General features: G+C 62.8%; 24 protein-coding genes. 8 read left to right on the top strand and 16 right to left on the bottom strand.

What is annotated here, in order from left to right; genetic code table 11:
• Positions 1-18: 18 nt before the first annotated feature.
• The 4 genes from M5B96_RS25475 (at position 19) to M5B96_RS25460 (ending at position 3,533) form a co-directional block, all read left to right on the top strand.
• Positions 19-735 carry a PA5502 family lipoprotein gene (locus M5B96_RS25475; RefSeq protein ID WP_248799745.1) on the top strand — a complete coding sequence of 239 codons (717 nt, stop codon included), beginning with the start codon at positions 19-21 and terminating at the stop codon, positions 733-735.
• Between the two features lie 263 nt (positions 736-998).
• Complete coding sequence (locus tag M5B96_RS25470; RefSeq protein WP_177145587.1) at positions 999-2,006, top strand: methionine ABC transporter ATP-binding protein; 1,008 nt, start codon at positions 999-1,001, stop codon at positions 2,004-2,006.
• Positions 2,006-2,680: a methionine ABC transporter permease gene (locus M5B96_RS25465; protein WP_248799744.1), complete on the top strand. Its 675-nt coding sequence runs from the start codon at positions 2,006-2,008 to the stop codon at positions 2,678-2,680. The genes M5B96_RS25470 and M5B96_RS25465 overlap by 1 nt, the downstream gene beginning before the upstream one ends.
• A gap of 79 nt (positions 2,681-2,759) precedes the next feature.
• A complete protein-coding gene (locus tag M5B96_RS25460) occupies positions 2,760-3,533 on the top strand; it encodes a MetQ/NlpA family ABC transporter substrate-binding protein (RefSeq protein ID WP_248799743.1) in 774 nt (257 codons plus the stop codon).
• 207 nt (positions 3,534-3,740) lie between these two features.
• On the opposite strand, the gene M5B96_RS25455 is transcribed toward M5B96_RS25460, so the two are convergent.
• Positions 3,741-4,598, bottom strand: coding sequence for a LysR family transcriptional regulator (locus tag M5B96_RS25455; RefSeq protein WP_248799742.1), 858 nt, complete (start codon positions 4,596-4,598; stop codon positions 3,741-3,743).
• 105 nt (positions 4,599-4,703) lie between these two features.
• Here M5B96_RS25455 and M5B96_RS25450 point away from each other — a divergent pair, with 105 nt between their 5' ends.
• Positions 4,704-5,129, top strand: coding sequence for a VOC family protein (locus tag M5B96_RS25450; RefSeq protein WP_248799741.1), 426 nt, complete (start codon positions 4,704-4,706; stop codon positions 5,127-5,129).
• 226 nt (positions 5,130-5,355) lie between these two features.
• On the opposite strand, the gene M5B96_RS25445 is transcribed toward M5B96_RS25450, so the two are convergent.
• From M5B96_RS25445 to M5B96_RS25425, 5 genes are read right to left on the bottom strand one after another with little or no spacing between them, the layout of a single operon-like run.
• A complete protein-coding gene (locus M5B96_RS25445) occupies positions 5,356-5,991 on the bottom strand; it encodes an SCO family protein (RefSeq protein WP_248799740.1) in 636 nt (211 codons plus the stop codon).
• The gene (gene cyoE, locus M5B96_RS25440) at positions 5,988-6,887 is read right to left on the bottom strand and encodes a heme o synthase (RefSeq protein ID WP_248799739.1); all 900 of its coding nucleotides are present in this window, start codon (positions 6,885-6,887) and stop codon (positions 5,988-5,990) included. The genes M5B96_RS25445 and cyoE overlap by 4 nt, the downstream gene beginning before the upstream one ends.
• Complete coding sequence (locus tag M5B96_RS25435; RefSeq protein WP_248799738.1) at positions 6,875-7,954, bottom strand: COX15/CtaA family protein; 1,080 nt, start codon at positions 7,952-7,954, stop codon at positions 6,875-6,877. Before M5B96_RS25435 ends, cyoE begins: the two co-directional genes overlap by 13 nt.
• 10 nt (positions 7,955-7,964) lie before the next feature.
• Complete coding sequence (locus M5B96_RS25430) at positions 7,965-8,558, bottom strand: hypothetical protein (protein ID WP_248799737.1); 594 nt, start codon at positions 8,556-8,558, stop codon at positions 7,965-7,967.
• Entirely contained in the window at positions 8,524-9,270 is a 747-nt protein-coding gene (locus M5B96_RS25425) for an SURF1 family protein (RefSeq protein WP_248799736.1), read from the bottom strand. The genes M5B96_RS25430 and M5B96_RS25425 overlap by 35 nt, the downstream gene beginning before the upstream one ends.
• A gap of 71 nt (positions 9,271-9,341) precedes the next feature.
• Here M5B96_RS25425 and M5B96_RS25420 point away from each other — a divergent pair, with 71 nt between their 5' ends.
• Positions 9,342-9,545, top strand: a complete 204-nt coding sequence (locus M5B96_RS25420; RefSeq protein ID WP_248799735.1) for a twin transmembrane helix small protein — start codon at positions 9,342-9,344, stop codon at positions 9,543-9,545.
• A 20-nt stretch (positions 9,546-9,565) separates the two neighbouring features.
• Here the strand turns inward: M5B96_RS25420 and M5B96_RS25415 are convergent, their stop codons facing one another.
• The 4 genes from M5B96_RS25415 to coxB all read right to left on the bottom strand — a co-directional run bounded on the left by M5B96_RS25415 (position 9,566) and on the right by coxB (position 13,850).
• Entirely contained in the window at positions 9,566-10,456 is an 891-nt protein-coding gene (locus M5B96_RS25415) for a cytochrome c oxidase subunit 3 (RefSeq protein WP_248799734.1), read from the bottom strand.
• Positions 10,457-10,489: 33 nt separating this feature from the next.
• Positions 10,490-11,038: a cytochrome c oxidase assembly protein gene (locus M5B96_RS25410; protein ID WP_248799733.1), complete on the bottom strand. Its 549-nt coding sequence runs from the start codon at positions 11,036-11,038 to the stop codon at positions 10,490-10,492.
• A gap of 3 nt (positions 11,039-11,041) precedes the next feature.
• Positions 11,042-12,640: a cytochrome c oxidase subunit I gene (gene ctaD / locus M5B96_RS25405; RefSeq protein WP_248799732.1), complete on the bottom strand. Its 1,599-nt coding sequence runs from the start codon at positions 12,638-12,640 to the stop codon at positions 11,042-11,044.
• A gap of 82 nt (positions 12,641-12,722) precedes the next feature.
• Positions 12,723-13,850, bottom strand: a complete 1,128-nt coding sequence (gene coxB / locus M5B96_RS25400; protein ID WP_248799731.1) for a cytochrome c oxidase subunit II — start codon at positions 13,848-13,850, stop codon at positions 12,723-12,725.
• A gap of 373 nt (positions 13,851-14,223) precedes the next feature.
• On the opposite strand from coxB, the gene M5B96_RS25395 reads away from it, so the two are divergent.
• Complete coding sequence (locus M5B96_RS25395) at positions 14,224-14,874, top strand: hypothetical protein (RefSeq protein ID WP_248799730.1); 651 nt, start codon at positions 14,224-14,226, stop codon at positions 14,872-14,874.
• A gap of 197 nt (positions 14,875-15,071) precedes the next feature.
• Here M5B96_RS25395 and M5B96_RS25390 read toward each other — a convergent pair whose 3' ends face one another.
• The 6 genes from M5B96_RS25390 to M5B96_RS25365 form a co-directional block, all read right to left on the bottom strand.
• Positions 15,072-16,607 (bottom strand): SulP family inorganic anion transporter, encoded by a 1,536-nt coding sequence (locus tag M5B96_RS25390; protein ID WP_248799729.1) that lies wholly within the window; start codon positions 16,605-16,607, stop codon positions 15,072-15,074.
• A gap of 95 nt (positions 16,608-16,702) precedes the next feature.
• Positions 16,703-17,434, bottom strand: a complete 732-nt coding sequence (locus M5B96_RS25385; protein ID WP_248799728.1) for a carbonic anhydrase — start codon at positions 17,432-17,434, stop codon at positions 16,703-16,705.
• Between the two features lie 256 nt (positions 17,435-17,690).
• Positions 17,691-18,749, bottom strand: coding sequence for a PA0069 family radical SAM protein (locus M5B96_RS25380; RefSeq protein WP_248799727.1), 1,059 nt, complete (start codon positions 18,747-18,749; stop codon positions 17,691-17,693).
• 200 nt (positions 18,750-18,949) lie between these two features.
• Entirely contained in the window at positions 18,950-20,224 is a 1,275-nt protein-coding gene (locus M5B96_RS25375; RefSeq protein WP_248799726.1) for a c-type cytochrome, read from the bottom strand.
• Positions 20,225-20,236: 12 nt separating this feature from the next.
• Positions 20,237-22,021: a GMC family oxidoreductase gene (locus tag M5B96_RS25370; RefSeq protein ID WP_248799788.1), complete on the bottom strand. Its 1,785-nt coding sequence runs from the start codon at positions 22,019-22,021 to the stop codon at positions 20,237-20,239.
• 2 nt (positions 22,022-22,023) lie between these two features.
• A complete protein-coding gene (locus tag M5B96_RS25365; RefSeq protein WP_248799725.1) occupies positions 22,024-22,764 on the bottom strand; it encodes a gluconate 2-dehydrogenase subunit 3 family protein in 741 nt (246 codons plus the stop codon).
• A 301-nt stretch (positions 22,765-23,065) separates the two neighbouring features.
• Between M5B96_RS25365 and M5B96_RS25360 the strand changes: the two genes are divergently transcribed.
• Positions 23,066-23,710: a protein tyrosine phosphatase gene (locus M5B96_RS25360; protein WP_248799724.1), complete on the top strand. Its 645-nt coding sequence runs from the start codon at positions 23,066-23,068 to the stop codon at positions 23,708-23,710.
• Positions 23,711-23,727: the final 17 nt, after the last annotated feature.

Raw genomic sequence — 23,727 nt, 5'->3', positions numbered from 1 at the left:
AATTAGAGAGTCGCAGGAATGAAGCCGTTCGCCTCCCGTTATCTGCTCCTTGTCGCATTTTCCCTGCTGCTGGGCGCCTGCCAGAGCACCCCGCCGCTGGACACCTCGGTGCCCGACGCCCGGGTCGCGGCCATCGCCGCGCTGGAGCGGAGCATCAACAGCAATGAACTGGCCACCGCCGAGGACCAGTTGGCTGCCTTGCAGACCCAGTCGCCGGACGATCCCCAGTGGCTGACCTACCAGCGGCAGTTGGCCGAAGCCTATCTGCAGCGCAGCCAGATCGTGCTGCAAAAAGGTGACGTCAACGCCGCCGCCACGGCCCTGAGCCGCGCCCGGGCGCTGATGCCCAAGGCTCCGGCCCTGACCGGCGGAGTCAATGGCGCGATTGCCCAGGCGCGCAAGGCCGAGCTGGAAAAGGCCGAGGCCGCGCTCAAGGCCGCCGAGGCCAAGCCGGCGGCACGCTTGATCGATCCGAGTGCCGAGAGCAGCACGATTGCCCTGAACATCCAGGATGTTGCGCAACTGCGCAGGCAGATGGATGCCCTGGCGGCGGACGTGGTGAATTACCAGTGCACGGTGACCTTCCAGGTACCGCGTACCCAGGATTATCCGTGGCTGGCGACCTTGCTGGAAAAACGGGTGAAAAAGCTCGATGCGGATTTCGCGCTGAAGATCGACAAGCAGATCGACCGACAGGTGAAGGCGCAGGTGGTGTTGACCCCACGCAAGCCATAAGGCCGACCCTCTTCTGTAGGAGTCGGCTTGTCGGGACGCCGCACCGCAGCGATGAGGCCGGCAAGCCTTGCGTCGAACGTGTGGAAGTCATCGCCGGCAAGCCGGCCCCCACAACGGTCATGGGTTTGTGACCGCAGGTCGGCTTATTTCTATTTGAAAGGTTTTATGCGAAATAAATGCTAAAAACCTCTATGCAGAACGGCTAAAATGCCCGCCCGGCTAACCGCTGACCTTTTTCCATTGCGCCCCACAAGGTTCGCTACGTGATCGAGTTTCATAACGTCCATAAAACCTACCGGGTCGCCGGTAAGGATATTCCCGCCCTGCACCCCACCAACCTGCGGGTTGAGAACGGCCAGGTGTTCGGCCTGATCGGTCATTCCGGCGCGGGAAAAAGTACCCTGCTGCGTCTGATCAACCGCCTCGAAGCCCCCAGCGGCGGCCAGATCATTGTCGACGACGAAGAGGTCACGGCGCTCGACGCCAATGGCTTGCGGCGTTTCCGCCAACAGGTCGGGATGATCTTCCAGCACTTCAACCTGCTGGCCTCCAAGACCGTGGCCGACAACGTCGCGCTACCGCTGACCCTGGCCGGCGAGCTGTCCCGTCGCGAGATCGACCAGCGCGTCGCCGAACTCTTGCAACGGGTCGGCCTGTCCGACCATGCGAAGAAATACCCGGCCCAGTTGTCCGGCGGGCAGAAGCAGCGCGTCGGCATTGCCCGCGCCCTGGCGACCAAGCCGAAGATCCTGCTGTGCGACGAAGCCACCAGCGCCCTCGACCCGCAAACCACCGCCTCGGTCCTGCAACTGCTGGCCGAGATCAATCGCGAGCTGAAGCTGACCATCGTGCTGATCACCCATGAAATGGACGTTATCCGCCGGGTCTGCGACGTGGTCGGGGTAATGGATGCCGGCGTGATCGTCGAGCAGGGTCCGGTGGCCGAGGTATTCCTGCATCCCAAGCACCCGACCACCCGCCGCTTCGTCCAGGAAGACGAGCAGATCGACGAAAGCGAGCAGCGCGACGACTTCGCCCATGTGCCGGGGCGTATCGTCCGCCTGACCTTCCAGGGCGACGCCACCTATGCGCCGCTGCTGGGCACCGTCGCCCGTGAAACCGGGGTGGACTACAGCATCCTCGCCGGGCGCATCGACCGCATCAAGGACACCCCCTATGGGCAACTGACGCTCGCCGTCACCGGTGGTGACATGGAGGCTGCCTTCGCGCGCTTCACTGCCGCCGATGTCCATATGGAGGTACTGCGCTGATGGACCTGTTTCTGAATTTCTTCGCCAACGTCGACTGGGCGGATATCTGGGAAGCCACCGGCGACACCATGCTGATGCTCGGTACCTCGCTGGTGTTCACCATCCTGCTCGGTCTGCCGCTGGGGATCCTGCTGTTCCTCTGCAGCCCGCGCCAGTTACTGGAGCAGAAGGCCACCTATGCAATCCTGGCCTTCGTGGTGAACGTGGTCCGTTCGCTGCCGTTCATCATCCTGCTGATTGTGATGATCCCGTTCACCGTGCTCCTCACCGGCACCTCCCTGGGCGTGGCCGGGGCCATCCCGCCGCTGGTGGTGGGCGCCGCGCCGTTCTTCGCACGGCTGGTGGAAACCGCGCTGCGCGAAGTCGACCGGGGCATTATCGAAGCCACCCAGGCGATGGGCGCGACCACCCGCCAGATCATTCTCAACGCGCTGTTGCCGGAAGCCCGCCCGGGTATTCTCGCGGCGATCACCGTGACCGCGATCACCCTGGTGAGCTATACCGCCATGGCTGGTGTGGTCGGTGCCGGCGGTCTCGGCGACCTGGCGATCCGCTATGGTTATCAACGTTTCCAGACCGATGTCATGGTGGTCACGGTGATCATGCTGATTGTCCTGGTGCAAGTGCTGCAGACCATCGGCGACCGGCTGGTGGTGCACTTCTCGCGCAAATAAATTTCGCTTTATACAACTGAATCAGCCGGCCCAAGGCCGGCAAGCGCCTGATCCGGCGCCCCTCACATGGAGTCGTTCGATGAAAAAACTGATCGCTGCCTTTGCCGCCGTTGCGGCCTTCTCGGCCCACGCCGCAGAGACCCTGACCGTCGCCGCCACGCCGGTTCCCCACGCGGAAATCCTCGAATTCGTCAAGCCGGTCCTGGCCAAGGAAGGCGTGGAGCTGAAGGTCAAGGTCTTCACCGACTACGTGCAACCGAACGTGCAGGTGTCCGAGAAGCACCTGGATGCCAACTTCTTCCAGCACCAGCCGTACCTGGATGAGTTCAACAAGGCCAAGGGTACCCATCTGGTCGGCGTTGCCGGCGTGCACGTGGAGCCGCTGGGCGCTTACTCCAGCAAGTACAAGAAACTCGCCGACCTGCCGGGCGGCGCCAATGTGGTGATCCCGAACGACGCCACCAACGGCGGCCGCGCCCTGTTGCTGCTGCAGAAAGCCGGTCTGATCAAGCTGAAGGATGCCAGCAACATCCTGTCGACGCCGAAAGATATCGTCGAGAACACCAAGGACCTGAAGATCCGCGAACTGGAAGCAGCCACCCTGCCGCGCGTGCTGACCCAGGTCGACCTGGCCCTGATCAACACCAACTACGCCCTGGAAGCCAAGCTGGACCCATCCAAGGACGCGCTGATCATCGAGGGTAGCGACTCGCCGTACGTGAATATCCTGGTGGCCCGTCCGGACAACAAGGATTCGGACGCCATGCAGAAGCTGGTCGCGGCACTGCACAGCCCGGAAGTGAAAGCCTTCATCCTCGAGAAGTACAAGGGCGCGATCGTCCCGGCGTTCTAAGCCTGGCAACAATGCCCGCTGGTTAAGACCGATCTCAAGCCGAGCTGAGATTTGTGGCGAGCGGGCTTGCCCGCGCTCGACTGCGAAGCAGTCGCAAAACCGATCACAGTGCTCTATCTGACGCATCGCGATCACTGGTTTTAGGGCTGCTTCGCAGCCCAACGCGGGCAAGCCCGCTCGCCACAAGACCGCGCCCAGCTTCAAAGATCACGGCTGACGCAGGCACTCCAGCAGGCAATCCAGTGCCGGCTGCCGCTGGGCGCGGCGCAACACCGCAATCAACTGGCGCTCAAAGGTCAGCTCGCCCAACTCGATCACCCGCAACTGATCCGCCCGCTGCAACCACAGCCCCGCCCGGGGCACCAGCGACACCCCCAGCCCGCACTCCACCATCCGCGCAATCGCTTCCAGCTCATCCAGCTCCAGCGCATCGCGTACCTGTATCCGCTGCTCACGTAGAAACTGACTGACCAGGCGCCCGCCAAAGGATGCCCGGTCATACCGCACGAACGGCTGCTCGGCGAGCAATTGCAGCGGGTCATCACCCGGCAGTTGCAGCGGCGCGATCAGCACAAAGGGCTCGCTGGCCAGGGGAATCTCCAGCAGCTCCTTGGGCAGCTCGAACGGCGGCTTGATCAACAGCGCCAGGTCCAGCTCACCGGCATCCACCTGGCCCAGCAGATTGAGGGAAACGCCCGGCACCAGCTTCAGCTCCACCCGCGGCGCCGCCTGGCGAAAACGCGGCAAGGCCTGGGGCAGCAAGCCGGTCTGCACCGTGGCAATGGCGCCAATGCGCAACTCGCCCTGCCACTCGGCGGCGGTCGTCGACAGGGCCATCTGCCCGTACAAGGCGAGGATCTGCTCGGCCAGGGGCAGCGCATGGCGACCCGCCGCATTCAGCACGGCGGCCCGCCCACTGCGGTCGAACAGGCGCACCCCGAGGTTCTGCTCCAGCACGCGCATCTGCGCGCTGACCGCCGACTGGGTCAGCCCCACCTGCTGGCCGGCGGCGACAAAGGTGCCTTCGCGGGCAACGCGGATAAAGGTCTTGAGTTCACGAAGCATGGCTTACTCAACAAAAATAGTTGGGCTCGGAAGCAAGAATATGCGCTTTTCAGCAAAATAATCATCGCTACACTGAAAGCTTCTTCCCCCAGCCTGGTATCCGACATGGCGCTTTCACCGTTTCACCTGGCAATCCCGGTCCATGACCTGGCCGCGGCCCGACATTTCTACGGCGATGTTTTTGCCTGCCCGGAAGGACGCAGCAGCGAGCACTGGGTGGACTTCGACTTCTTCGGTCACCAGTTGGTGATTCACTACCAGGCCAAGAGCGCGGCCCAGGAACAGGCGCTGAGCAACCCGGTGGACGGCCACGACGTGCCGGTACCGCATTTCGGCGTGGTGCTGGAATGGGACACTTGGGAAGCGCTGGCTGAGCGCCTGAAGGAGAAGGGCACGCGGTTCGTGATCGAACCCTACGTGCGCTTCAAGGGCCAGGTCGGCGAACAGGCCACCATGTTCCTGTTCGACCCGTGCGGCAATGCCCTGGAGTTCAAGGCCTTCAAGGATATCGGGCAGATGTTCGCCAAGTAACCTCCGTCATTGTGGAGCCGGCTTGCCCTAATCCCGTTCAGTGAAGGAAATTCGAATCGGAGTGCGGTCTTGTGGCGAGCGGGCTTGCCCGCGCTGGGCCGCGAAGCGGCCCTAAAACCGGCGAATCCAGTGCATCAGGTAAATCGAGGTAGCCGGTTTTGCGACTGCTGCGCAACCGAGCGCGGCGCTGCGGCGTTCCGACAAGCCCGCTCGCCACAGAAGTCGGTTATTTGCGCTTGAGCAAATCCGGCAACTGCGCCACCAGCTTCTGGTTGTTCAACGGTGCGCGGATAAAACCGCGCTGGGTACCGTCCGGCCCGACGATCGCCAGGTTGCCGCTATGGTCGACCGTGTAGTTGGGCTTGCTGGTGTCCGCTGGAATGAACGGAATGCTCAGGGCATTGGCGACCTTCTGCAGATCATCGATCGAACCCGCCGTCAGCCCACGGAAATCCGGATCGAAGTAACCCAGGTACTGCTTGAGCTGCTGCGGCGTATCGCGATTCGGATCGACGCTGACCAGGATCACCTGCAACTGGTCGACCACGTCCTTGGGCAACTCGCTCTTGATCTGACGCAGTTGGGCAAGGGTGGTCGGGCAGATATCCGGGCAGAAGGTGTAGCCGAAGAACAGCAGGCTCCACTTGCCCTTGAGCTCGTCGACCGACACCGGCTGGCCGTTCTGGTCGGTCATCTTCACCCCGGGCAGCGAACGGCTCTGCGGCAGCAGGATGATCCCGGCATCGATCATCGCCGTGGGCTCGCCCTGGCGCTGGTTATGGATCACCTTGTTGACCGTCAGGCCCAGGACCAGGGCCACCACGGCGACGAGAATAAAAACGGTTTTCTGAACTCGAGTCATAGATTCAACAATAGGTAGTGATCGAGAAGCAGCGCGATAAACAGCAGGAACAAGTAGTAGATAGAGTACTTGAAGGTGTTGATCGCCGCATGCGGCTGACTGCCACGGTACAACAACCACGCCCAGCGCAGGAAGCGTGCCCCCAGCAGCGTGGCGCAGACCAGGTAGAGCAGGCCGCTCATGTGGATCACGAACGGCAGCAGGCTGACCGCCAGCAGGACACAGGTGTAGAGCAGGATATGCACCTTGGTGTAATGCTCGCCATGGGTCACCGGCAGCATCGGGATATCCGCCTTGGCGTACTCCTCCTTGCGGTGGATGGCCAGTGCCCAGAAGTGCGGCGGGGTCCAGGCGAAGATGATCAGCACCAGCAACAGCGGCTCGGCGCTGACATGGCCGGTGGCCGCAACCCAGCCGAGCAACGGCGGCGCCGCGCCGGCCAGGCCGCCGATGACGATATTCTGCGGCGTGGCGCGCTTGAGAAAGCCGGTGTAGATCACCGCGTAACCGAGCAGAGAGGCCAGGGTCAGCCAGGCCGTCAGCGGGTTGGTGAAGCTCAGCAACAAGGCCTGCCCGAGCACGGCGAGAAGCAGGGCGAAGCTCAGCGCCGCCGTCGGCGAAACCCGGCCCTGGGCCAGCGGCCGCTTGTGGGTGCGGGCCATCAGCGCGTCGATACGCCGGTCCACCACATGGTTGACCACCGCCGCGCCACCGGCACACAGGCCGATACCGAGGTTACCGAATACCAGCACGGTCCAGGGCACCCCGGCGCGGGTCGCGAGAAACATGCCCACCAGCGAGGTGATCAGCATCAGCACCACTACCTTGGGTTTGGTCAGCTCCAGGTAGTCGCGCCATAGAGCCTGGGCCTGACGCTCACCGATTACAGTCGCCACGGCATTTCTCCCTTGATCGTGATGGGCGCATGGACCGCTTTGATCGGGCTCAGGCGCCAGCGCGTCGGCGCTTGTGCCCGTACCCGGACCAGCGCGGTGCGCGCATGGTAGTTGACCAGCACCAGCGTCAGCAGCAAGGCCGCGCCGCCGGCATTGTGCGCCACCGCCACCGGCAGCGGCAGATGAAAGTAGACATTGCTCAGGCCCAGGCTGATCTGCGCCGCCAGCGCCAGCAGCAGCAAACCGGCGAGCCGGGTCATGCCCACCGCCCGCAGTTGCCAGGCCAGGCCCAGCAGCACCAGGGTCACCAGCAGGGCGCCGAGGCGGTGGGTCAGGTGAATCGCCGTGCGCGCATCACTGTCGAGTTGGCCGCCCAGGTAATTGGGGCCGATATGCTGGGTCAGGTGAAAGCCATTGGCGAAATCCGCGTTCGGCCACCATTGCCCATGGCAGGTCGGCAGGTCGATACAGGCCACCGCCGCATAGTTGGAACTGACCCAGCCGCCGAGGGCGATCTGCAGGATCACCAGCAACAGCCCGGCCGTGGCCCAGCGCTGCAAGCGCCGTGGCACCGCCAGCGCCGGCAGCACGCCGGACAGGCGCAAGGTCAACAGGAACAGCAGGCTCAAGGTGGCAAAGCCGCCGAGCAGATGCGCCGTGACCACCTGGGGCCAGAGCTTGAGGGTCACCGTCCACATGCCGAAGGCCGCCTGGGCGAAGACCACCCCGAGCAGGAACAGCGGCAACTTCAGCGGTTGCCCGTCACGCCGGCGCTCGTGCCAGGAGCGCGCGGCCAACAACACGATCAGCAGCCCCAGGGTCCCGGCGAAGTAGCGGTGGACCATCTCGTTCCAGCCCTTGTGGGCTTCCACCGGGGCATCGGGAAAGTGCAGCTCGGCATGGGCCAACTGGGCTTCGCCCTTGGGCACACTGATAAAGCCGTAGCATCCCGGCCAGTCGGGGCAGCCCAGGCCGGCGTGGGTCAGGCGGGTGTAGGCACCCAGCAGGACGACGATCAACGCCAGCAGGGTGGCAAACAACGCGAGGCGAAATCCAGGTTTGGCCATGACGATGTCCTCAGCCGATATTCGACAGTTTCAGCAGTTGCAACAGGTCGTTGAGCAGGTCCTTGCCGTTGACCCCGGCGTCGTAGCGCAGCACCAGGTTGCCGTGGGGATCGACGATCCACAGTTGCGCCGCGCCGCTGCCCTTGGCCTCCCGGTTGTAGGCCGTCGGATCCAGCGGGTAGCGTTGCAACTGCGGGTATTCGAGTTTGAGCTTGGCGTCGTACGCCGCCTCCAGGGGTTGCGCCGTCGCCAGGGCATGGCTGGCCCGGGACGCCTCACGGCCCAGGGCGATCTGGATCTGCCGCGCCAGGTAGACCAGTTGCTGGCAGTCCGCGGTACAGTCCCGTGGCGCCGTCACCAGCATCTGCCAACGCTGCTCGTCGGTCTGCACGCCCAGGTCGGCGCGGCTTTCGCCGTTGCCGATCAACTCGCCGTGATAGCTGCGGCTCTCCGGTACCCAGAATTGCAACTTGTACATCCCGGTGGCGAGGATCATCGGGCCGATCACCACCAGCAGGATCAGGATCAGTTGCCAACGACCACGGGCGCGCTGTGGCCGGGTCGCGGATTCAGCTGTGTTCAGTCGATTCATGGCCGCTCCCATGGTGTTTCTCCCTTGCGTTATGCCATCCGAGGTAGAGATAAAGGCCGAACAGCGCCAGCGCCATGGCGAACCATTGCACGGCATAGGCCACATGTTTTTCCGGTCCCATGCCCTCGGAGACCACCGGCCAGCCGGCCTCGTAGGCCGCCGGACCGGACTCCTGGCGCAGTTCGTAGTTGAAACCGCTACGCCCCAGTTCGGCCCAGAGCTTGTCCGGCTCGATCGCGGTCACCAGCCGTGGCCAGCTCGCGTTGGCCGGATCGCTGCCCAACTGGAAAGTCGCGCCGGGTGAGACATAGACCCAGGCGCCGATCTCCAGCCGTTGCGTGGGGGTGCTGAACACCGGCGGCGTGCGCCGATCCGGCCACGGCAACCAGCCGCGGTTGACCAACAACCACAGGCCGCTGGCCTCGTCATGGAAGGGCTGCAACAGCTCGACGCCGACCCGCTCGCCGCGCATGCGGTTATCCAGCAGATAGCTGTGTTCGGCATCGAACTGCCCGCTCAATCGCACCCGCCGGAACGCCGGATCGGGCAGGGCTTTCAACTGATCGCCAGCAAGCGGTTCGGAGGTGCGGCGCAGGGCGTGGTTTTCCAGCAGCACGCGTTTCTGCTCACTGCGACTCAGTTGCCAGAACCCCAGGCAGACCAGCAACGGCAGCAGTACCAGCACCACCAGCGTGGGGGCGATACCGGGCTGGAAGCGCCTCATCGCCGCACCCCGGCGACCGTTATTCGACTCGCTATACTCAATTGCATGCGCATCTCCCCCGGAGTCTCACCATGTTGAAAGCGGCGATTGTCCTGATGCTGTTGGCCACGGTGGCCAGCCTGTTCAGCGGCCTGTTCTTCCTGGTGAAGGACGACGCGCACTCCAAGCGCCTGGTCCATGCCCTTACCGTCCGGGTAGGGCTCGCCGTGATCACCCTGGCGTTGATCAGTTGGGGCTTTTTCAGCGGCCAACTGGTGTCCTCGGCGCCCTGGTAGGAGCCCGGGCCCGGCACGGCTCAGAGCACGTAGACGAAGACGAACAGGCCGATCCAGACCACGTCGACGAAGTGCCAATACCAACTGGCCGCTTCAAAGCCGAATTGATGTTCGGCATTGAAGTGCCCGCGCATGACCCGCATCAGCATCACGAACAGGATCAGGGTGCCGATGGTCACGTGGGCACCGTGGAAACCGGTGAGCATGAAGAAGGTCGCGCCGTAGATCCCCGAGCCCAGGGTCAGCCCCAGTTCGTGATAGGCATGTATGTATTCCTTGGCCTGGAAGGTCAGGAAGGCGATCCCCAGCAGCACGGTGATCGCCAGCCAGATCTTCAGCGCACCACGATGGCCGTTCTTCAGGGCATGGTGGGCGATGGTCACGGTGACACTGGAACTGACCAGCAGCACGGTATTGAGCAGCGGCAAGCCCCAGGGACTGATGGTTTCCCGGGGGCCGGGAAAGAGCTTCGGATCGGGGTTGTTCAGCAATGGCCAGGTGTTCTGGAAGTTCGGCCAGAGCAAATGGGCGATGCCTTTCGCGCCACCGTCGCCGGCCAGCCAGGGCACCGATAGATTGCGCACGTAGAACAGCGCGCCGAAGAAGGCGATGAAGAACATCACCTCGGAAAAGATGAACCAGCTCATGCCCCAGCGGAACGAGCGATCCATCTGCGCGCTGTAGAGCCCGGCGCGGCTTTCCTTGATCACCGTGCCGAACCAGCCGAAGAGCATGTAGGCCAGCAGCAATCCGCCGACGAAGAAAATCAGCGGGCCGTGGGAATCCGGGCGCGCCGCCTTCAGGTCATTGAACCAGGTGCCGAGGCCGAACATCGTGACCAGCATGCCCAACGTGGCAATGATCGGCCACTTGCTCTGGGCCGGTACGTAATAGTGCTCATGAATCGCCATTTATTGTTCTCCTTATCGGGCACGCCAGATGTCCTAGCCGCCCGTACCCGCCACGGGCGGGTTGCGGGCGGTGATGTCGAACAGCGTATAAGCCAGCGTCAGGTGCTTCACATCCCTGGGCATCTCACGGTCAACGATGAAACGTACCGGCATCTCGATGCGCTGCCCGGGCTGCAGGGTCTGCTGGGTGAAACAGAAGCATTCGGTCTTGTGGAAATACACCGCGACATTCGCCGGGGCGATGCTCGGTATGGCCTGGGCCTTCATCACATGATCGGTGGGGTTGTAGGCCACGAAGAGCATCTCGTTGACGGCCCCCGGATGCACGCTCAACTGGTCGGCCTTGGGATAGAACTCCCAGACCATGTCGACGGCATTGGTCGAGAGGAACTGCACGCCGATCTTGCGCGACAGGTCGACCACCTGCTCGCCTTCATACTGCCCGGCGGTCTTGCCGTTGATCCCGAAGGTCTTGCACATCACGTCGTAGAGCGGCACCAGGGCAAAACCGAAGGCGAACATCGCGACCACCACCAGCAGCAGGCGCGTGACCAGGCGTTTGAGCGAGATCGAGTCGGCCATGACCTATTTCACTTCCGGCGGCGTGGTGAAGGTGTGATAGGGCGCCGGTGACGGAATGCTCCACTCCAGCCCTTCGGCGCCATCCCAGGGCTTGGCCGGCGCCGGCGGGCCGCTGCGGATGCACTTGATGACGATGAACAGGAACAGTAGTTGCGTGACCCCGAACATGAAGCCGCCGATCGACGAGACCATGTTGAAGTTGGCGAATTGCAGGTTGTAGTCCGGCACCCGCCGCGGCATTCCCGCCAGGCCGACGAAGTGCATCGGGAAGAAGGTCAGGTTCATGCCGACGAACGACAGCCAGAAGTGCAGCTTGCCGAGGGTCTCGTCGTACATGTGCCCGGTCCATTTCGGCAGCCAGTAATAGGCGGAGGCGAAGATCCCGAAGATCGCGCCCGGCACCAGCACATAGTGGAAATGCGCGACCACGAAATAGGTGCCGTGGTACTGGAAGTCCGCCGGCGCCATCGCCAGCATCAGCCCGGAGAAGCCGCCGATGCTGAACAGGATGACGAAGGCCACCGCGAACAGCATGGGCGTCTCGAAGGTCAGCGAGCCTTGCCACATGGTGCTGACCCAGTTGAACACCTTCACCCCGGTCGGCACCGCGATCAGCATGGTCGCGTACATGTAGAACAGTTCGCCGACCAGGGGAATGCCGACCACGAACATGTGGTGGCCCCAGACGATGAACGAAAGGAAGGCGATGCTCGCCGTGGCGTAGACCATCGAGGTGTAGCCGAACAGCGGCTTGCGCGAAAACGCCGGGATGATCGCACTGACCGCGCCGAACGCCGGCAGGATCATGATGTACACCTCGGGATGGCCGAAGAACCAGAACACGTGCTGGAACAGCACCGGATCACCGCCACCGGCGGCATTGAAGAAGCTGGTACCGAAATGGATGTCCATCAGCATCATGGTCACGCAGCCCGCCAGCACCGGCATTACGGCGATCAGCAGGAACGCGGTGATCAGCCAGGTCCAGACGAACAGCGGCATCTTCATCAGGGTCATGCCCGGCGCACGCAGGTTGAGAATGGTCGAGATCACGTTGATCGCGCCCATGATCGAACTGATGCCCATCATATGGATGGCGAAGATGAAGAAGGTCACGCTCTCGGGACCGTAGGTGGTCGACAGTGGGGCATAGAAGGTCCAGCCGAAATTCGGCCCGCCACCAGGCATGAACAAGGTCGAGACCATCAGCGCGAATGCCGCCGGCAACAGCCAGAAGCTGAAGTTGTTCATCCGCGGCAAGGCCATGTCCGGCGCGCCGATCATCAGCGGGATCATCCAGTTGGCCAGGCCGACGAAGGCCGGCATCACCGCGCCGAAGACCATCACCAGGCCGTGCATGGTGGTCATCTGGTTGAAGAACGCCGGCTCGACAATGTGCAGCCCCGGCTGGAACAGCTCGGCGCGGATCACCATGGCGAAGGAGCCGCCGAGCAGGAACATGGCGAAGCTGAACCACAGGTACAACGTGCCGATATCCTTGTGGTTGGTGGTCAGCACCCAGCGCATCAGGCCCTTGGCCGGACCGTGGGCGGCGTGCTCATCATGGCCGCCATGGCCATGGTCATCGATCACTGCACTCATGTCCTGTCTCCTGCAAACGGCTGAACGGCTTGGCACGGGGCTCGGAGCCCCGGCCGATTCGGCGAACCCGCAACGGACCTGTTCATTTGCCCTCCGTCTGCTTCAGTGCCAGCACTTCCTTGGGCGTGACCATATCGCCCTTGTTGTTGCCCCAGGCATTGCGTTCGTAGGTCACGACGGCGGCGATATCGACTTCCGACAGCTGTTTGCCGAAGGCCGCCATGGCCGTGCCCGGCTTGCCGAAGAACACCCGGTGCAGGTGATCCTCCTTGGGCCCGGTGGCGATCTTCGAGCCCTTAAGGGCCGGGAACATCGGCGGCAGGCCCTGGCCTTCGGCCTGGTGACAGGCCACGCAGGTGGTGTGGTAGATCTTGTCGCCGCGCTCCTTGAGCTCGTCGAGGGTCCACTCCTTGCTGGTCAGCTCCTTGAGCTTGGCGGACTCGACCTTGCGCTCGGCCAGCCAGCTGTCGTAGTCGGCCTTGCTGCGGACATCGACTACCACCGGCATGAAACCGTGATCCTTGCCGCACAGTTCGGAACATTGCCCACGATAGATGCCGGGCTTGTCGACCCGGGTCCAGGCTTCGTTGAAGAATCCCGGGATGGCATCGCGCTTGACCGCAAAGGCCGGCACCCACCAGGAATGGATCACGTCGGCGGAGGTCACCAGGAAACGCACCTTGGCGCCCACCGGCAAGACCAGCGGCTGATCGACTTCCAGCAGGTAGTTTTCGCCCTTGGGGGCCTGGTTATGCATCTGTTCGGCGGGCGTGGACAGGTTGCTGAAGAACTCGACATCCTGGCCCAGGTACTTGTAGTGCCACTTCCACTGATAGCCGGTGATCTGGATATCGACATCCGACTCACTGGTGTCGTACATCTTGATCAGCGTGGCAGTCGCGGGAATCGCCATCACCACCAGGATCAGCAGCGGTACGATGGTCCAGAGGATTTCCACGGTGGTGCTTTCATGGAACTTGGCCGCCACCTGGCCGGTGGAGCGTCGGTGCATGATCATCGACCAGAACATGGCACCGAACACGATGATGCCGATCACCACACAGATCCAGAAAATGGTCATGTGCAGATCAAAGATCTCGTGACTGACTTCCGTCGCTCCAGGCGCCATATTCACGGTCCAGGCGGCGTGCGCCTGACTGAATATCGACCACAACAGGAGGCCCATCCAGACTCGTGGATGTCGCATCATTGCGGGTTCCCCTTATCGTTCTTGTTATCCCGCCGGCTTTCACCTGCGGCCAAGGGAATGGTCGTACTGCGTAAGCGGACCATTCGGCCTGGCCTGCAACCGCAGCCGGGCGTCATCAGCTAACTCCATACAAAATCGAGTATAGACAGCGACCGGGAGCGCGCCATGCGATCTGGGAAATGAACTGAAACGCAACTTGGTATAGGGCTGGAGGCCTCGGATTACCTGGGGCAGGGCAGAAATGATGGCAAACCGATATAACTCATGCATATAAGCATGAAATAATTATTACAAATGCGTCTGAGCTTCTTTTATAACCCAGCTACTTTGTACTCTCCCTATTTTCCCTTTGTCGTACCCCCCTGGAGTTTTCATGAACACCGCCGCATTGCGCGAGCAGATTCAACGTGCCCATCAACACGAGACCGGTACCGGCCAGTTGACTCGTCAACTTGAAGTTCAATTGCCGCACCTTCACCCTGCTATTCAACTGCCGGATGTGGACGCCAAAGGCGTGCTGACACGGTTTGTCAAAGCTTACATCGACCTGGTTCCCGACTTGCTGGATGCCGCCAATGAGGTTGCGCACGAAGCCGGTATCGAATCGCAGATCACTCCGGTGCTGACTATCGCCGAACAGTTTTTCCTGCGACCACCGGCGATCCTGGAGGGCCATGTCGGGCTCGACGGCCTGCTCGATGAAGCCTATCTGGCGCACCGTCTGGTGGAGGAGGTCAACGACCTGTACATCAAGCATTTCGGCCAGCCGCTGATCCCGTCGGACATTACCGTGGCCAACCTGATCGCCCACCAGTTGATCGGCGAGACGTTCGCCAACCAGTTGGATGAAGCGGTGCACCACGCGGTTGATGAAATGCTCAATGAAGAAAGCTTTGCCCTGGAGTCGGTGGAAGCCTATCGCGAACGCCTGCACAGCCCGGACACCGAGGCGGCGTGGAAGCGCTGGCCGTGTTTGTCGCGCCAATTGGGCGTGGGACTGGATCTGGAGCAGCCGGGCGCTTGAGCCCACGGCGCAGTTGATCGCGACCTGATGCGCTCCCCTGTAGGAGCCGAGCTTGCTCGCGATCGACTGCGCAGCAGTCGTAAAACCTGCGCATGCGGTGCATCTGGCACACCGAGTCAGCCGGATTACGGTCGCTGCGCGCCCGATCGCGAGCAAGCTCGGCTCCTACAGGTTTTGTGGCGTTTTCCAGACCACCATCAGGCCACAGCGGAACCGATACCCGTGGTGGTCCGCAACCGCCCTTCCAGGCGCCGCTTCAAGCCATGGGCCTCGATCACCAGTCGCGAGCCCTTGGCCCGGTTGGCCCGGTCCCATTCTTCCAGCAGTTCCAGGCACGAGTGGTCGATATAGCCCAGGTTGCCCAGCGGCACGTGCACCACCGTGCCCGTCGGAATCGTCGACAGCACTCGGGTCAGCGCCGGCACCTTGAGGAAAGTCGCCGCCCCCAGCAAGCGCAGCTCCATCTCACCTTCGGCGGGCAAGTCCACCAGGCTGATCTTCAAACGCGAGGCTTTCCAGGCCAGCTTCGCCAGGGTCAGGCCGAAACCGATCAATACCCCAGTCAGCAGGTCGGTACAGACAATCGCCAAGGCCGTGGCCGCATAGGTCAGCATCGGCATGCGCCCGTAGCGCCCCAGGCCGCGAAAGGCCTTGAGGTCCACCAGCTTGATGCCCGTATACACCAGCACACCCGCCAGGCTCGCCACCGGAATGCTTTGCAGCACGCTGGACAGCAGCAGCACGAAAGCCAGCAGCCACAGCCCATGGAACATGGCCGACAGGCGGGTCCGGGCGCCGGCCTGGACATTCGCCGAACTGCGCACGATGACCCCGGTCATCGGCAACGCCCCGAGCAAGCCGCAGAGCATATTGCCCACCCCCTGCGCCGACAGTTCGCGGTCGAAGTCCGAACGCTGGCCGTCGTGCATGCGGTCCACGGCGGCGGCCGAGAGCAGGGTTTCGGCGCTGGCGATAAAGGCCACGGCAAAAGCCGCGATCAACAGGTTGGGGTCGGCCAGGTTGAGCAGGTCGGCGGGCCGCAGCCAGTCGATGGCCTCGGCCAGGTTGGCCGGAACTTCCACGCGCTTGACCGACAATGCCAGCAACAGGCTCGCCAGGGTCGCCAGTCCGACGCCGAGCAACGCGCCCGGGACAAAGCGAAGGGCATGGGGTTTGCGCTTGTCCCAAGCCCACATCACCAGGATCGTCCCCAGGCCCAACGCACCGGCCTGCCAGCCGCTGCCGTCGGCGGAAAACGCCCGGCCCAGTGCGGCGGGAAAGCCCAGCAGGTTGTCCAGCCCCGAGGGCAGCGGCGCACCATCGAGCATCACATGGACCTGGGACAGCACGATCAACACGCCGATACCGGCAAGCATCCCGTAGACCACCGCCGGCGCGGTCACCCGGAACCAGCAGCCCAGGCGCAGGCGACCGGCCAGCAGTTGCAGCAGTCCGGCCAGCAACAGGATCGGCCCGAGCATGGCCATGCCGTGCTCGCGCACCAGTTCGAACACCAGCACCGCCAGGCCCGCGGCCGGACCGCTGACCTGCAACGGCGAACCGGCCAGCCAGCCCACCACCAGCCCACCGATAATTCCGGTGATCAGCCCTTTGGCCGGGGGCATGCCGGAGGCAATGGCGATCCCCATGCACAGCGGCAGGGCGACGAGAAATACCACCACGGAAGCCAACAGCTCCCGTGGCAAAACCGCTTTCAGTTGTGCAGCACGCATGATGAATCTCCTGAGGATTTCTTCAGGCATGGCAAAGCCCGACCGCTCGAACGGCGGTCGTGGCTGAACCCAATGGATTGAGGAGGCTTCGGGCGCTAGAAGCGGGCTTTGGGCGTCGCACTCGGGATCGGATGAGTGCCGTCGAGGGGCAGGAAGCAGGCCCGATCGGCGTCATACGCTTTGATTTCGCTGGTTTCGATGTTGTAGACCCAGCCATGGATAAACAGGTGACCGTTGGCCATGCGCGAGGCCACCGAAGGATGCGTGCGCAGGTGCTGCAACTGGGCGATGACGTTTTCTTCGGTCAGCACCTTCATGCTTTCGCCTTCGTTGGCGCAGTCGCAGTTCTCATGCACCATGGTCTTCGCCACTTCCGCATGGCGCAGCCAGGCTTTGACCGTGGGCATCTTTTCCAGGCTGGCGGGGTTGAGCACCGCACGCATGGCGCCGCAATCCGAATGCCCGCAGACGATGATGTGCTGCACGCCCAGGGCCAGCACCGCGTACTCGATGGCGGTCGAGACACCGCCGTTCATTTGCCCGTAGGGCGGCACCACGTTGCCGACATTGCGGGTCACGAACAGGTCGCCGGGAGCGCTTTGGGTAATCAGCTCGGGCACGATGCGCGAGTCGGCGCAGGCGATGAACATCGCCCGCGGGCTCTGGGCCGTGGCGAGTTTCTTGAACAGCTCTTCCTGTTGCGGAAAGACTTCATGGTGAAAATGCAGGAAGCCATCGACGATATGCTGCAGCGCCGCATCGGCACTTTCGGCTCCGGGGACCCCAGATGCCGACGCAGCTGACGGCTGTTTATCCTTGTCACTCATGATTCATCCTCTTTTCTGACGGATTTAAGGGGATTTTCCTGATTTGGCTCGCTCGCGGCCAGCACTCATCGGATCAGTGCGCCCGATTCCTTGAACGCCACCCGTACGAAACAGGCCACTTCACCCTAACCGCGGAAACTTAACTCAAGCTGAATCGGAGGCTCTAGAACGGACGTTCCAGAAGTTTTTACGCAGCTCTCCCAAGAGTATAGGCACAGGCCAAACGCCACCAAGCGACCTTGGTCCGGGTCTTGGCTCAGAGTAACGACATTTGCCCTCCGGGGGGACAGAACGCCGTGCAATCGAGGTTGAAACCTTCCCGATGGTTGAGACCCAAGCGCTTGATGGCCTTGGCAAAGCGCTGCGCGAGCAGATCGGCAAACGGTCCTTCACCGCGCATCCGCGCGCCGAACCGGCTGTCGTAGAGCTCGCCGCCGCGGGTCTGGCGGATCAGGCTCAGCACATGGGCCGCTCGCTGCGGGTAATGGGCGGCCAGCCACTCCTCGAACAGCGGCGCCACCTCCAGCGGCAGGCGCAGCATCATGTAGGCGGCGCTCTGGGCACCGGCGTCACGGGCTTCGCTGAGCAGGCCTTCCAGCTCGCTGTCGTTGATCATCGGAATCATCGGCGAACACAACACGCCCACCGGGATGCCCGCTTCACGCATGACCCGGATCGCCCGCAAGCGCGCCTTGGGCGCGGCCGCACGGGGTTCGAGGATGCGCTTGAGTTCGTCGTCGAGGCTGGTCAGGCTGATCATCACCGCCACCAGCCGCCGCCGCGCCAGCTCCGTCAGCAGGTCCAGGTCGCGCAGGATCAACGAGCCCTTGGTCACGATGGTGACTGGATGCCGATAACGCAGCAACACCTCGAGGATCCGCCGGGTGAGCTGGTGCTCGCGCTCGATCGGCTGGTAGGGATCGGTGTTGGAACCCAGGTTGATCGGGGCCACCCGATAGCCCGGCTTGGACAATTGTTGCTCAAGCACGGCGGCGGCGTTGGTCTTGGCGATCAGCTTGGTTTCGAAATCCAGGCCCGGGGACATATCCCAATAGGCATGGCTGGGGCGTGCGTAGCAATAGATACAACCGTGCTCGCAGCCGCGATAGGGATTGATCGAGCGGTCGAAGGGCAGGTCCGGCGAGGTATTGCGGGTGATGATGGACTTCGCCGTCTCGATGCGCACCTCGGTGCCCTGGGTCAGCGGGACCTCCTGGTACCAACCGTCGTCCTCGGCCACCGAACGACTGGGCGCGAAGCGGTTGTGCGGGTTGGTCGCGGTGCCACGGCCACGGGGTGGGAGCGGGGTGAACATTGGAAAGGCTCCATTACTGTATTTATATACAGTAATGGAGCCCGGCCGATCTGCCTAGCACCGTCTGGCAGAGACACCCCAAACGCAGGCCTTGTGACAGCTGGCTTGCCGGCGATGGCGGCCGTAAACACGCCGCAAGACTCAAGGGCCTCACCGCCGGCATGCCTGCTACTACAAGGGTCCGTGGTGCTCTCGGGGCTTTATGGCTTGGCCGGCATATCCTCCTTGCGCAACGCCGCCACCTCGCTGGCTTTCACCGCGCCGCCCTGGTTACCCCAGCTGCCGCGAATGAAACCGACCACATCCGCCACTTCCTGGTCCGACAACCGCCAGGCATACGCCGGCATGGTGAACGCCGAAGGCGCGCTGTGGGTCGCCGGCAAGGTGCCGCCCTTGAGCACGATATGGATCAACGAGGTCGGGTCCGCCGATTGCACCACCGGATTACCGGCCAACGCCGGGAACACCCGGGTATAACCGTGACCGTCGGTACGGTGGCAGGCCGCGCAGTTGTCAATGTAGACCGACGCCCCCGGCTTGCTGTCATCACCGTTCCACAGGGCCTGGGCGACCTGCGGCTCATAGGCGTGAGGCGCGTCCTGCGGATCCACCGGCGGCAAGCTCTTGAGGTAGCGGGCAATGGCCGTCAGGTCACCGTCGTTCATGTACTGCATGCTGTGCACCACCACATCGCTCATGCCGCCGAAAACCGCGCCGCGCTCGCTGCGACCGGTCTTGAGGAACTGCACCAACTGCGCTTCGCTCCAGCTGCCGAGGCCATCCTTGTGGTCGCCGCGCAGGCTTTTCGCGATCCAGCCTTCCAGCGGTGCGCTGCCGGCCAGGAAGGCACTGCCGTCATTCGCGCTCAAGGCCTTTTCCTGCATGGTCAGGGCCCGTGGCGTATGGCAGGCGCCGCAATGGCCGAGGCCTTCGACCAGGTAAGCGCCGCGACTCAGCACCGCGTCCGCGCCGCCAGCGGCCTGATATTCGCCGACCTTGGGCGCGAACATCCAGCGCCAGCCCGCCAACGGCCAGCGCATGCTCAGCGGCCAGGGGATATCGACGGCCTTGTTGTCCTGGGCCACCGGCGCCACGCCCTTCATGAAGTAGGCGTACAGCGCCTGCATGTCGCTGTCGCTGACCCGGGCGTAGGACGGATAGGGCATCGCCGGGTAAAGGCTGCTGCCATTTTTGGCGACACCATGCCGGACCGCCTGGTCGAAATCCTCGAAGCTGTAGGCACCGATCCCGCTTTTATCCGGGGTGATATTGGTCGAGTAGATCGTGCCGATGGGCGTCTGCATCGGCAGCCCACCGGCGAATGGCCGGCCGCCCTTGGCCGTGTGACAGGCCACGCAATCCCCGGCCCGCGCCAGGTATTCGCCCTGCTTGATCAGGGCCGACGGATCGGCCTCGGCGGCGCTGACCGCGCCATTGCCCAACAATGCCAGGGTGGCGATAACCAATGCTTTCATGTTCATCGCTCCTTATGCCTGAACCAGTGGGCCGGGGTTCTTCAGGTACTGCTCGCGGATCGCCCGGGCCGACCAGTAGGTCAGCGCCGCCACCAGGCCGGTGGGGTTGTAGCCCAGGCCCTGGGGGAAGGCCGAAGCGCCGGGGACGAAGACGTTGTGCACATCCCAGGATTGCAGGTAGCGGTTCAGGACGCTGGTCTTCGGGTCGGTGCCCATGATCGCGCCACCGTTGAGGTGGGTGGTCTGGTAGGACGCGGTGTTGAAGTGCTCGCCCACCTGCTTGCCCAACAGGGCAATTGACTTGGGGTTCATCGCCTCGGCGACCTTGCTCAATTTTCCGACCATGAAGCGGTTCATCTTGATGTCGTTTTCCTGCCAGTCGAAGGTCATCCGCAGCAAGGGCAAGCCATAGGCATCGCGGTAAACCGGATCAAGATCCAGGTAGTTGCCTCGGTAGGACTGATGCGCGCCATGGGCATCCATCGACACCTGGTGGCTGTAGTAATCCGCCGTGGCACGTTTCCAGGCACTGCCCCAGGCCGGTGTGCCCGGCGGGTTCGAGGTTCCGGCGATCGGCCGGCTGCCGGCCTGGTTGACCCACATCGGCGAACCGCCGACAAAACCATGGGGTCCGTGGTCGAAGTTGTCGGCGTTGAAGTCATCGATCGCCACGCCGTTGCCGCCGGCGCCGATAAAGTTGTTGGTGTACACGTCCTTGTCGAAGAAGGCCTTGATCGTGGCCATGTTCTGGTAAGCGAAGTTCTTGCCCACCACGCCTTCGCCGGTGATCGGGTCGTAGGGCTTGCCGATGCCGGACAGCAGCAACAACCGCACGTTATGGAACTGGAAGGCGCCGAGAATCACCAGGTCGGCCTGTTGCTCCACCTCGCGGCCCTGGGCATCGATGTAGGTCACCCCGGTGGCCTTGCGCTTGGTACTGTCGAGGTTGACCCGCAGCACGTGGGAATTGGGCCGCAGTTCGAAGTTCGGCACCTGCCGCAGCGCCGGCAGGATATTCACGTTCGGCGAAGCCTTGGAATACATGTAGCAGACATAACCGCTGCAGAAACCGCAGAAATTGCACGGCCCCATCTGCGCGCCGTAGGGGTTGGTGTAGGGCCCTGAAGTATTCGCCGACGGCAGGTTGTAGGGCTTGTAGCCGACCGCGGTGGCGGCTTTCTGGAACAGTTGCGCGGAATAGGTGTTCTTCTGCGATTCCAGCGGAAAAGGATTGGAACGATCCGGCGCGTAAGGGTTGCCGCCCTTGCCTTGGCCGACCAACTGGCCCTTGACGGTCCAGGCCTGGCCGGAGGTGCCGAAGACCTTTTCGGCATGGTCGAAGAACGGTTCCAGCTCTTCGTAGCTGACGCCGAAGTCCTGGATGGTCATGTCCTTGGGAATGAAGTGTTTGCCGTAACGCTCTTCGTAATGACTGCGGATGCGCAACTCGATGGGGTCGACCCGAAAGTGTACGCCCGACCAGTGCAGCCCGGCCCCGCCCACGCCATTGCCCGGCAGGAACGCGCCGAGCTGACGGTTCGGCAGGGCAACGTCATTGACGCTATGGCGAATGGTGACGGTTTCCTTGGAGATATCCTGGAAGAGTTTCTTGCGCACGCTGTAGGTAAGTTCGTCTATCACCTGTGGGTAATTGCCATCGGGATAGGTGTCCTGCATGGGACCGCGTTCCAGGGCCACGACATTCAGCCCGGCTTCGGTCAGCTCCTTGGCCATGATCGCACCGGTCCAGCCGAAACCGACGATCACCGCGTCGACCTTTTTCATCTGAATCGCCATGCTCACGCCCTCTCGCCGCGAATGGATACTGCCGGGAAGGGGTATTGCTCGTTGCGTTCAACCCAATCCATAAAGTCGGCGCGGGCGCCGGGAAAGCCGATCATGGTCCAGCCGACCAGACCTCTGTTGCCGCCATGGATCGGGTCGCAGAAGAACCCTTCCTTGGTGTTTTGCAGCAGGAAACTGAAGAAAATTTTCGGCGGGACACTGTCGAAATCGGCGTCGCCGGCCTCCAGTCGCTTGAGCAGAGCGTCCTGGGTAGCGCTGTCTTGCCCAGCAAATGTTGAGCCGTGCAGCTTCTTGCACCAGGCCTCCGTGGCGGCGATGCCCAGGCGATAGATCTCCCGCGGCACCAGTTTGCTTTGCCAGCCCATCTCAGACGGCGCGTCAGCGGCGAAGGGGCCCTGCATGAACCACAGGGCGCCACTGGCGTAAGGGGTGTTCATTTGCCGGTCGATGAATTCCGGCACGCCGGCTTCCAGGGCTCCCGGGCCTTGGGCGTCGGCCGGAATCAGGCGGGCCACCGCGGCGTTGAGAAAAGCCCACTCCTCGGCAGTGAAGAAGCTCGGCTCATAGTGACCGCTGTTGACCGGCACCTTGTCGGCGGCAGGTTCTGGCGCTTGCGACGCGGCCCGCAGGACACTGCTGCCCAGGGCAGTGCTCGCCACGCTGACCACCGGGATCAAGGTCAGGGTTTTGCGCAGGAACTCACGCCGCGGGTTATCTCGATCTTGATCAGACATGGTGCTACCTCACTCATCATGCACGCACGGATTAATCGGTCGCTTCAATTGAGCAACCTGTCTTTTTCGGGCAGCGGTCTCCCACGAGACACCTCGCATAGAGAACACACTGGCAACCTTTAGTTACAAATGATAGCAGCCTAAGCATCAAGATGAATCGTTTCAGCTAAAAATCTCGACGTTTCCATGCACGCATCCGGCCCCTCTCACAAATCTTTGACACTCGACTCACGGGCTTTTGATCCGGAAAATTCAATGCTATAGGGCACTGTCGAGTTCTCTTTTTCCGGGCGCCGTGCACATGTCGATCGTTCGCTGGTTTTCCATTCTTGGCCTGATCCTCATCAGCGGCCTGGTGTTGCTCGCCGCCCGGGCCGGCGACAACAGCAGCCAACGCCCACCGCAATGGGCCACACCGGTGGGCAGCCAATACAACCTCAACCAGATGACCCCGACGCTCTACCGCAGCACCTTGCCCGACAGCAATGCCATGCCGATCCTGGCCAAGCTGAACATCACCACGGTGATCAACTTCCAGCCGGAGGCCGACTCCAGCTGGCTGGCGAACCCCGAGATCAAGCAGGTGCAACTGCCCTATCGGATCGGCCATGTCGACGACGCCGACGTGTTGATGATCCTGCGGGCGATCAAGGACGCCGAGGACCAGGGTTCGGTGTTGATCCACGACAAGCAGGGCACCGAGCGCGCCGGCCTGATGGCGGCGATGTACCGCGTGGTGGTGCAGGGCTGGACCAAGGAGGAAGCCCTGAGCGAGATGATGATGGGCGGGTTCGGCGAAGGCACGCACTTCAAGGACAGCATCCGCTACATGATGCAGGCGCCGGTCGACAAACTGCGCGAGGCCCTGGCCAGCGGCGCGTGCAGCACCAACCCCTACGCCACCTGCGCGGTGCGCAGCTGGCTCAAGTCCGCCAGTGTCGAGTGATCAGCGAGACTGAGCCG

This window comes from Pseudomonas sp. MWU13-2105 (assembly GCF_023242315.1).
In the GTDB taxonomy this organism is placed as follows: domain Bacteria; phylum Pseudomonadota; class Gammaproteobacteria; order Pseudomonadales; family Pseudomonadaceae; genus Aquipseudomonas.
The sequence above is the reverse complement of the archived record's forward strand: the minus strand, read 5'-3'. Positions and strand labels throughout refer to the sequence as shown.

Bases quoted from the DNA above. Each gene is read 5' to 3' on its own strand.
- M5B96_RS25455 (WP_248799742.1), bottom strand. From the start codon at position 4,598: ATGCTTCGTGAACTCAAGACCTTTATCCGCGTTGCCCGCGAAGGCACC.
- M5B96_RS25420 (WP_248799735.1), top strand. From the start codon at position 9,342: ATGTTGAAAGCGGCGATTGTCCTGATGCTGTTGGCCACGGTGGCCAGC.
- M5B96_RS25415 (WP_248799734.1), bottom strand. From the start codon at position 10,456: ATGGCGATTCATGAGCACTATTACGTACCGGCCCAGAGCAAGTGGCCG.
- M5B96_RS25410 (WP_248799733.1), bottom strand. From the start codon at position 11,038: ATGGCCGACTCGATCTCGCTCAAACGCCTGGTCACGCGCCTGCTGCTG.
- M5B96_RS25425 (WP_248799736.1), bottom strand. From the start codon at position 9,270: ATGAGGCGCTTCCAGCCCGGTATCGCCCCCACGCTGGTGGTGCTGGTA.
- M5B96_RS25380 (WP_248799727.1), bottom strand. From the start codon at position 18,749: ATGTTCACCCCGCTCCCACCCCGTGGCCGTGGCACCGCGACCAACCCG.
- M5B96_RS25385 (WP_248799728.1), bottom strand. From the start codon at position 17,434: ATGAGTGACAAGGATAAACAGCCGTCAGCTGCGTCGGCATCTGGGGTC.
- M5B96_RS25435 (WP_248799738.1), bottom strand. From the start codon at position 7,954: ATGGCCAAACCTGGATTTCGCCTCGCGTTGTTTGCCACCCTGCTGGCG.
- M5B96_RS25370 (WP_248799788.1), bottom strand. From the start codon at position 22,021: ATGGCGATTCAGATGAAAAAGGTCGACGCGGTGATCGTCGGTTTCGGC.
- M5B96_RS25375 (WP_248799726.1), bottom strand. From the start codon at position 20,224: ATGAAAGCATTGGTTATCGCCACCCTGGCATTGTTGGGCAATGGCGCG.
- M5B96_RS25365 (WP_248799725.1), bottom strand. From the start codon at position 22,764: ATGTCTGATCAAGATCGAGATAACCCGCGGCGTGAGTTCCTGCGCAAA.
- M5B96_RS25430 (WP_248799737.1), bottom strand. From the start codon at position 8,558: ATGGGAGCGGCCATGAATCGACTGAACACAGCTGAATCCGCGACCCGG.
- M5B96_RS25465 (WP_248799744.1), top strand. From the start codon at position 2,006: ATGGACCTGTTTCTGAATTTCTTCGCCAACGTCGACTGGGCGGATATC.
- M5B96_RS25450 (WP_248799741.1), top strand. From the start codon at position 4,704: ATGGCGCTTTCACCGTTTCACCTGGCAATCCCGGTCCATGACCTGGCC.
- M5B96_RS25475 (WP_248799745.1), top strand. From the start codon at position 19: ATGAAGCCGTTCGCCTCCCGTTATCTGCTCCTTGTCGCATTTTCCCTG.
- M5B96_RS25390 (WP_248799729.1), bottom strand. From the start codon at position 16,607: ATGCGTGCTGCACAACTGAAAGCGGTTTTGCCACGGGAGCTGTTGGCT.
- M5B96_RS25445 (WP_248799740.1), bottom strand. From the start codon at position 5,991: ATGACTCGAGTTCAGAAAACCGTTTTTATTCTCGTCGCCGTGGTGGCC.
- M5B96_RS25460 (WP_248799743.1), top strand. From the start codon at position 2,760: ATGAAAAAACTGATCGCTGCCTTTGCCGCCGTTGCGGCCTTCTCGGCC.
- M5B96_RS25395 (WP_248799730.1), top strand. From the start codon at position 14,224: ATGAACACCGCCGCATTGCGCGAGCAGATTCAACGTGCCCATCAACAC.
- ctaD (WP_248799732.1), bottom strand. From the start codon at position 12,640: ATGAGTGCAGTGATCGATGACCATGGCCATGGCGGCCATGATGAGCAC.
- M5B96_RS25360 (WP_248799724.1), top strand. From the start codon at position 23,066: ATGTCGATCGTTCGCTGGTTTTCCATTCTTGGCCTGATCCTCATCAGC.
- coxB (WP_248799731.1), bottom strand. From the start codon at position 13,850: ATGATGCGACATCCACGAGTCTGGATGGGCCTCCTGTTGTGGTCGATA.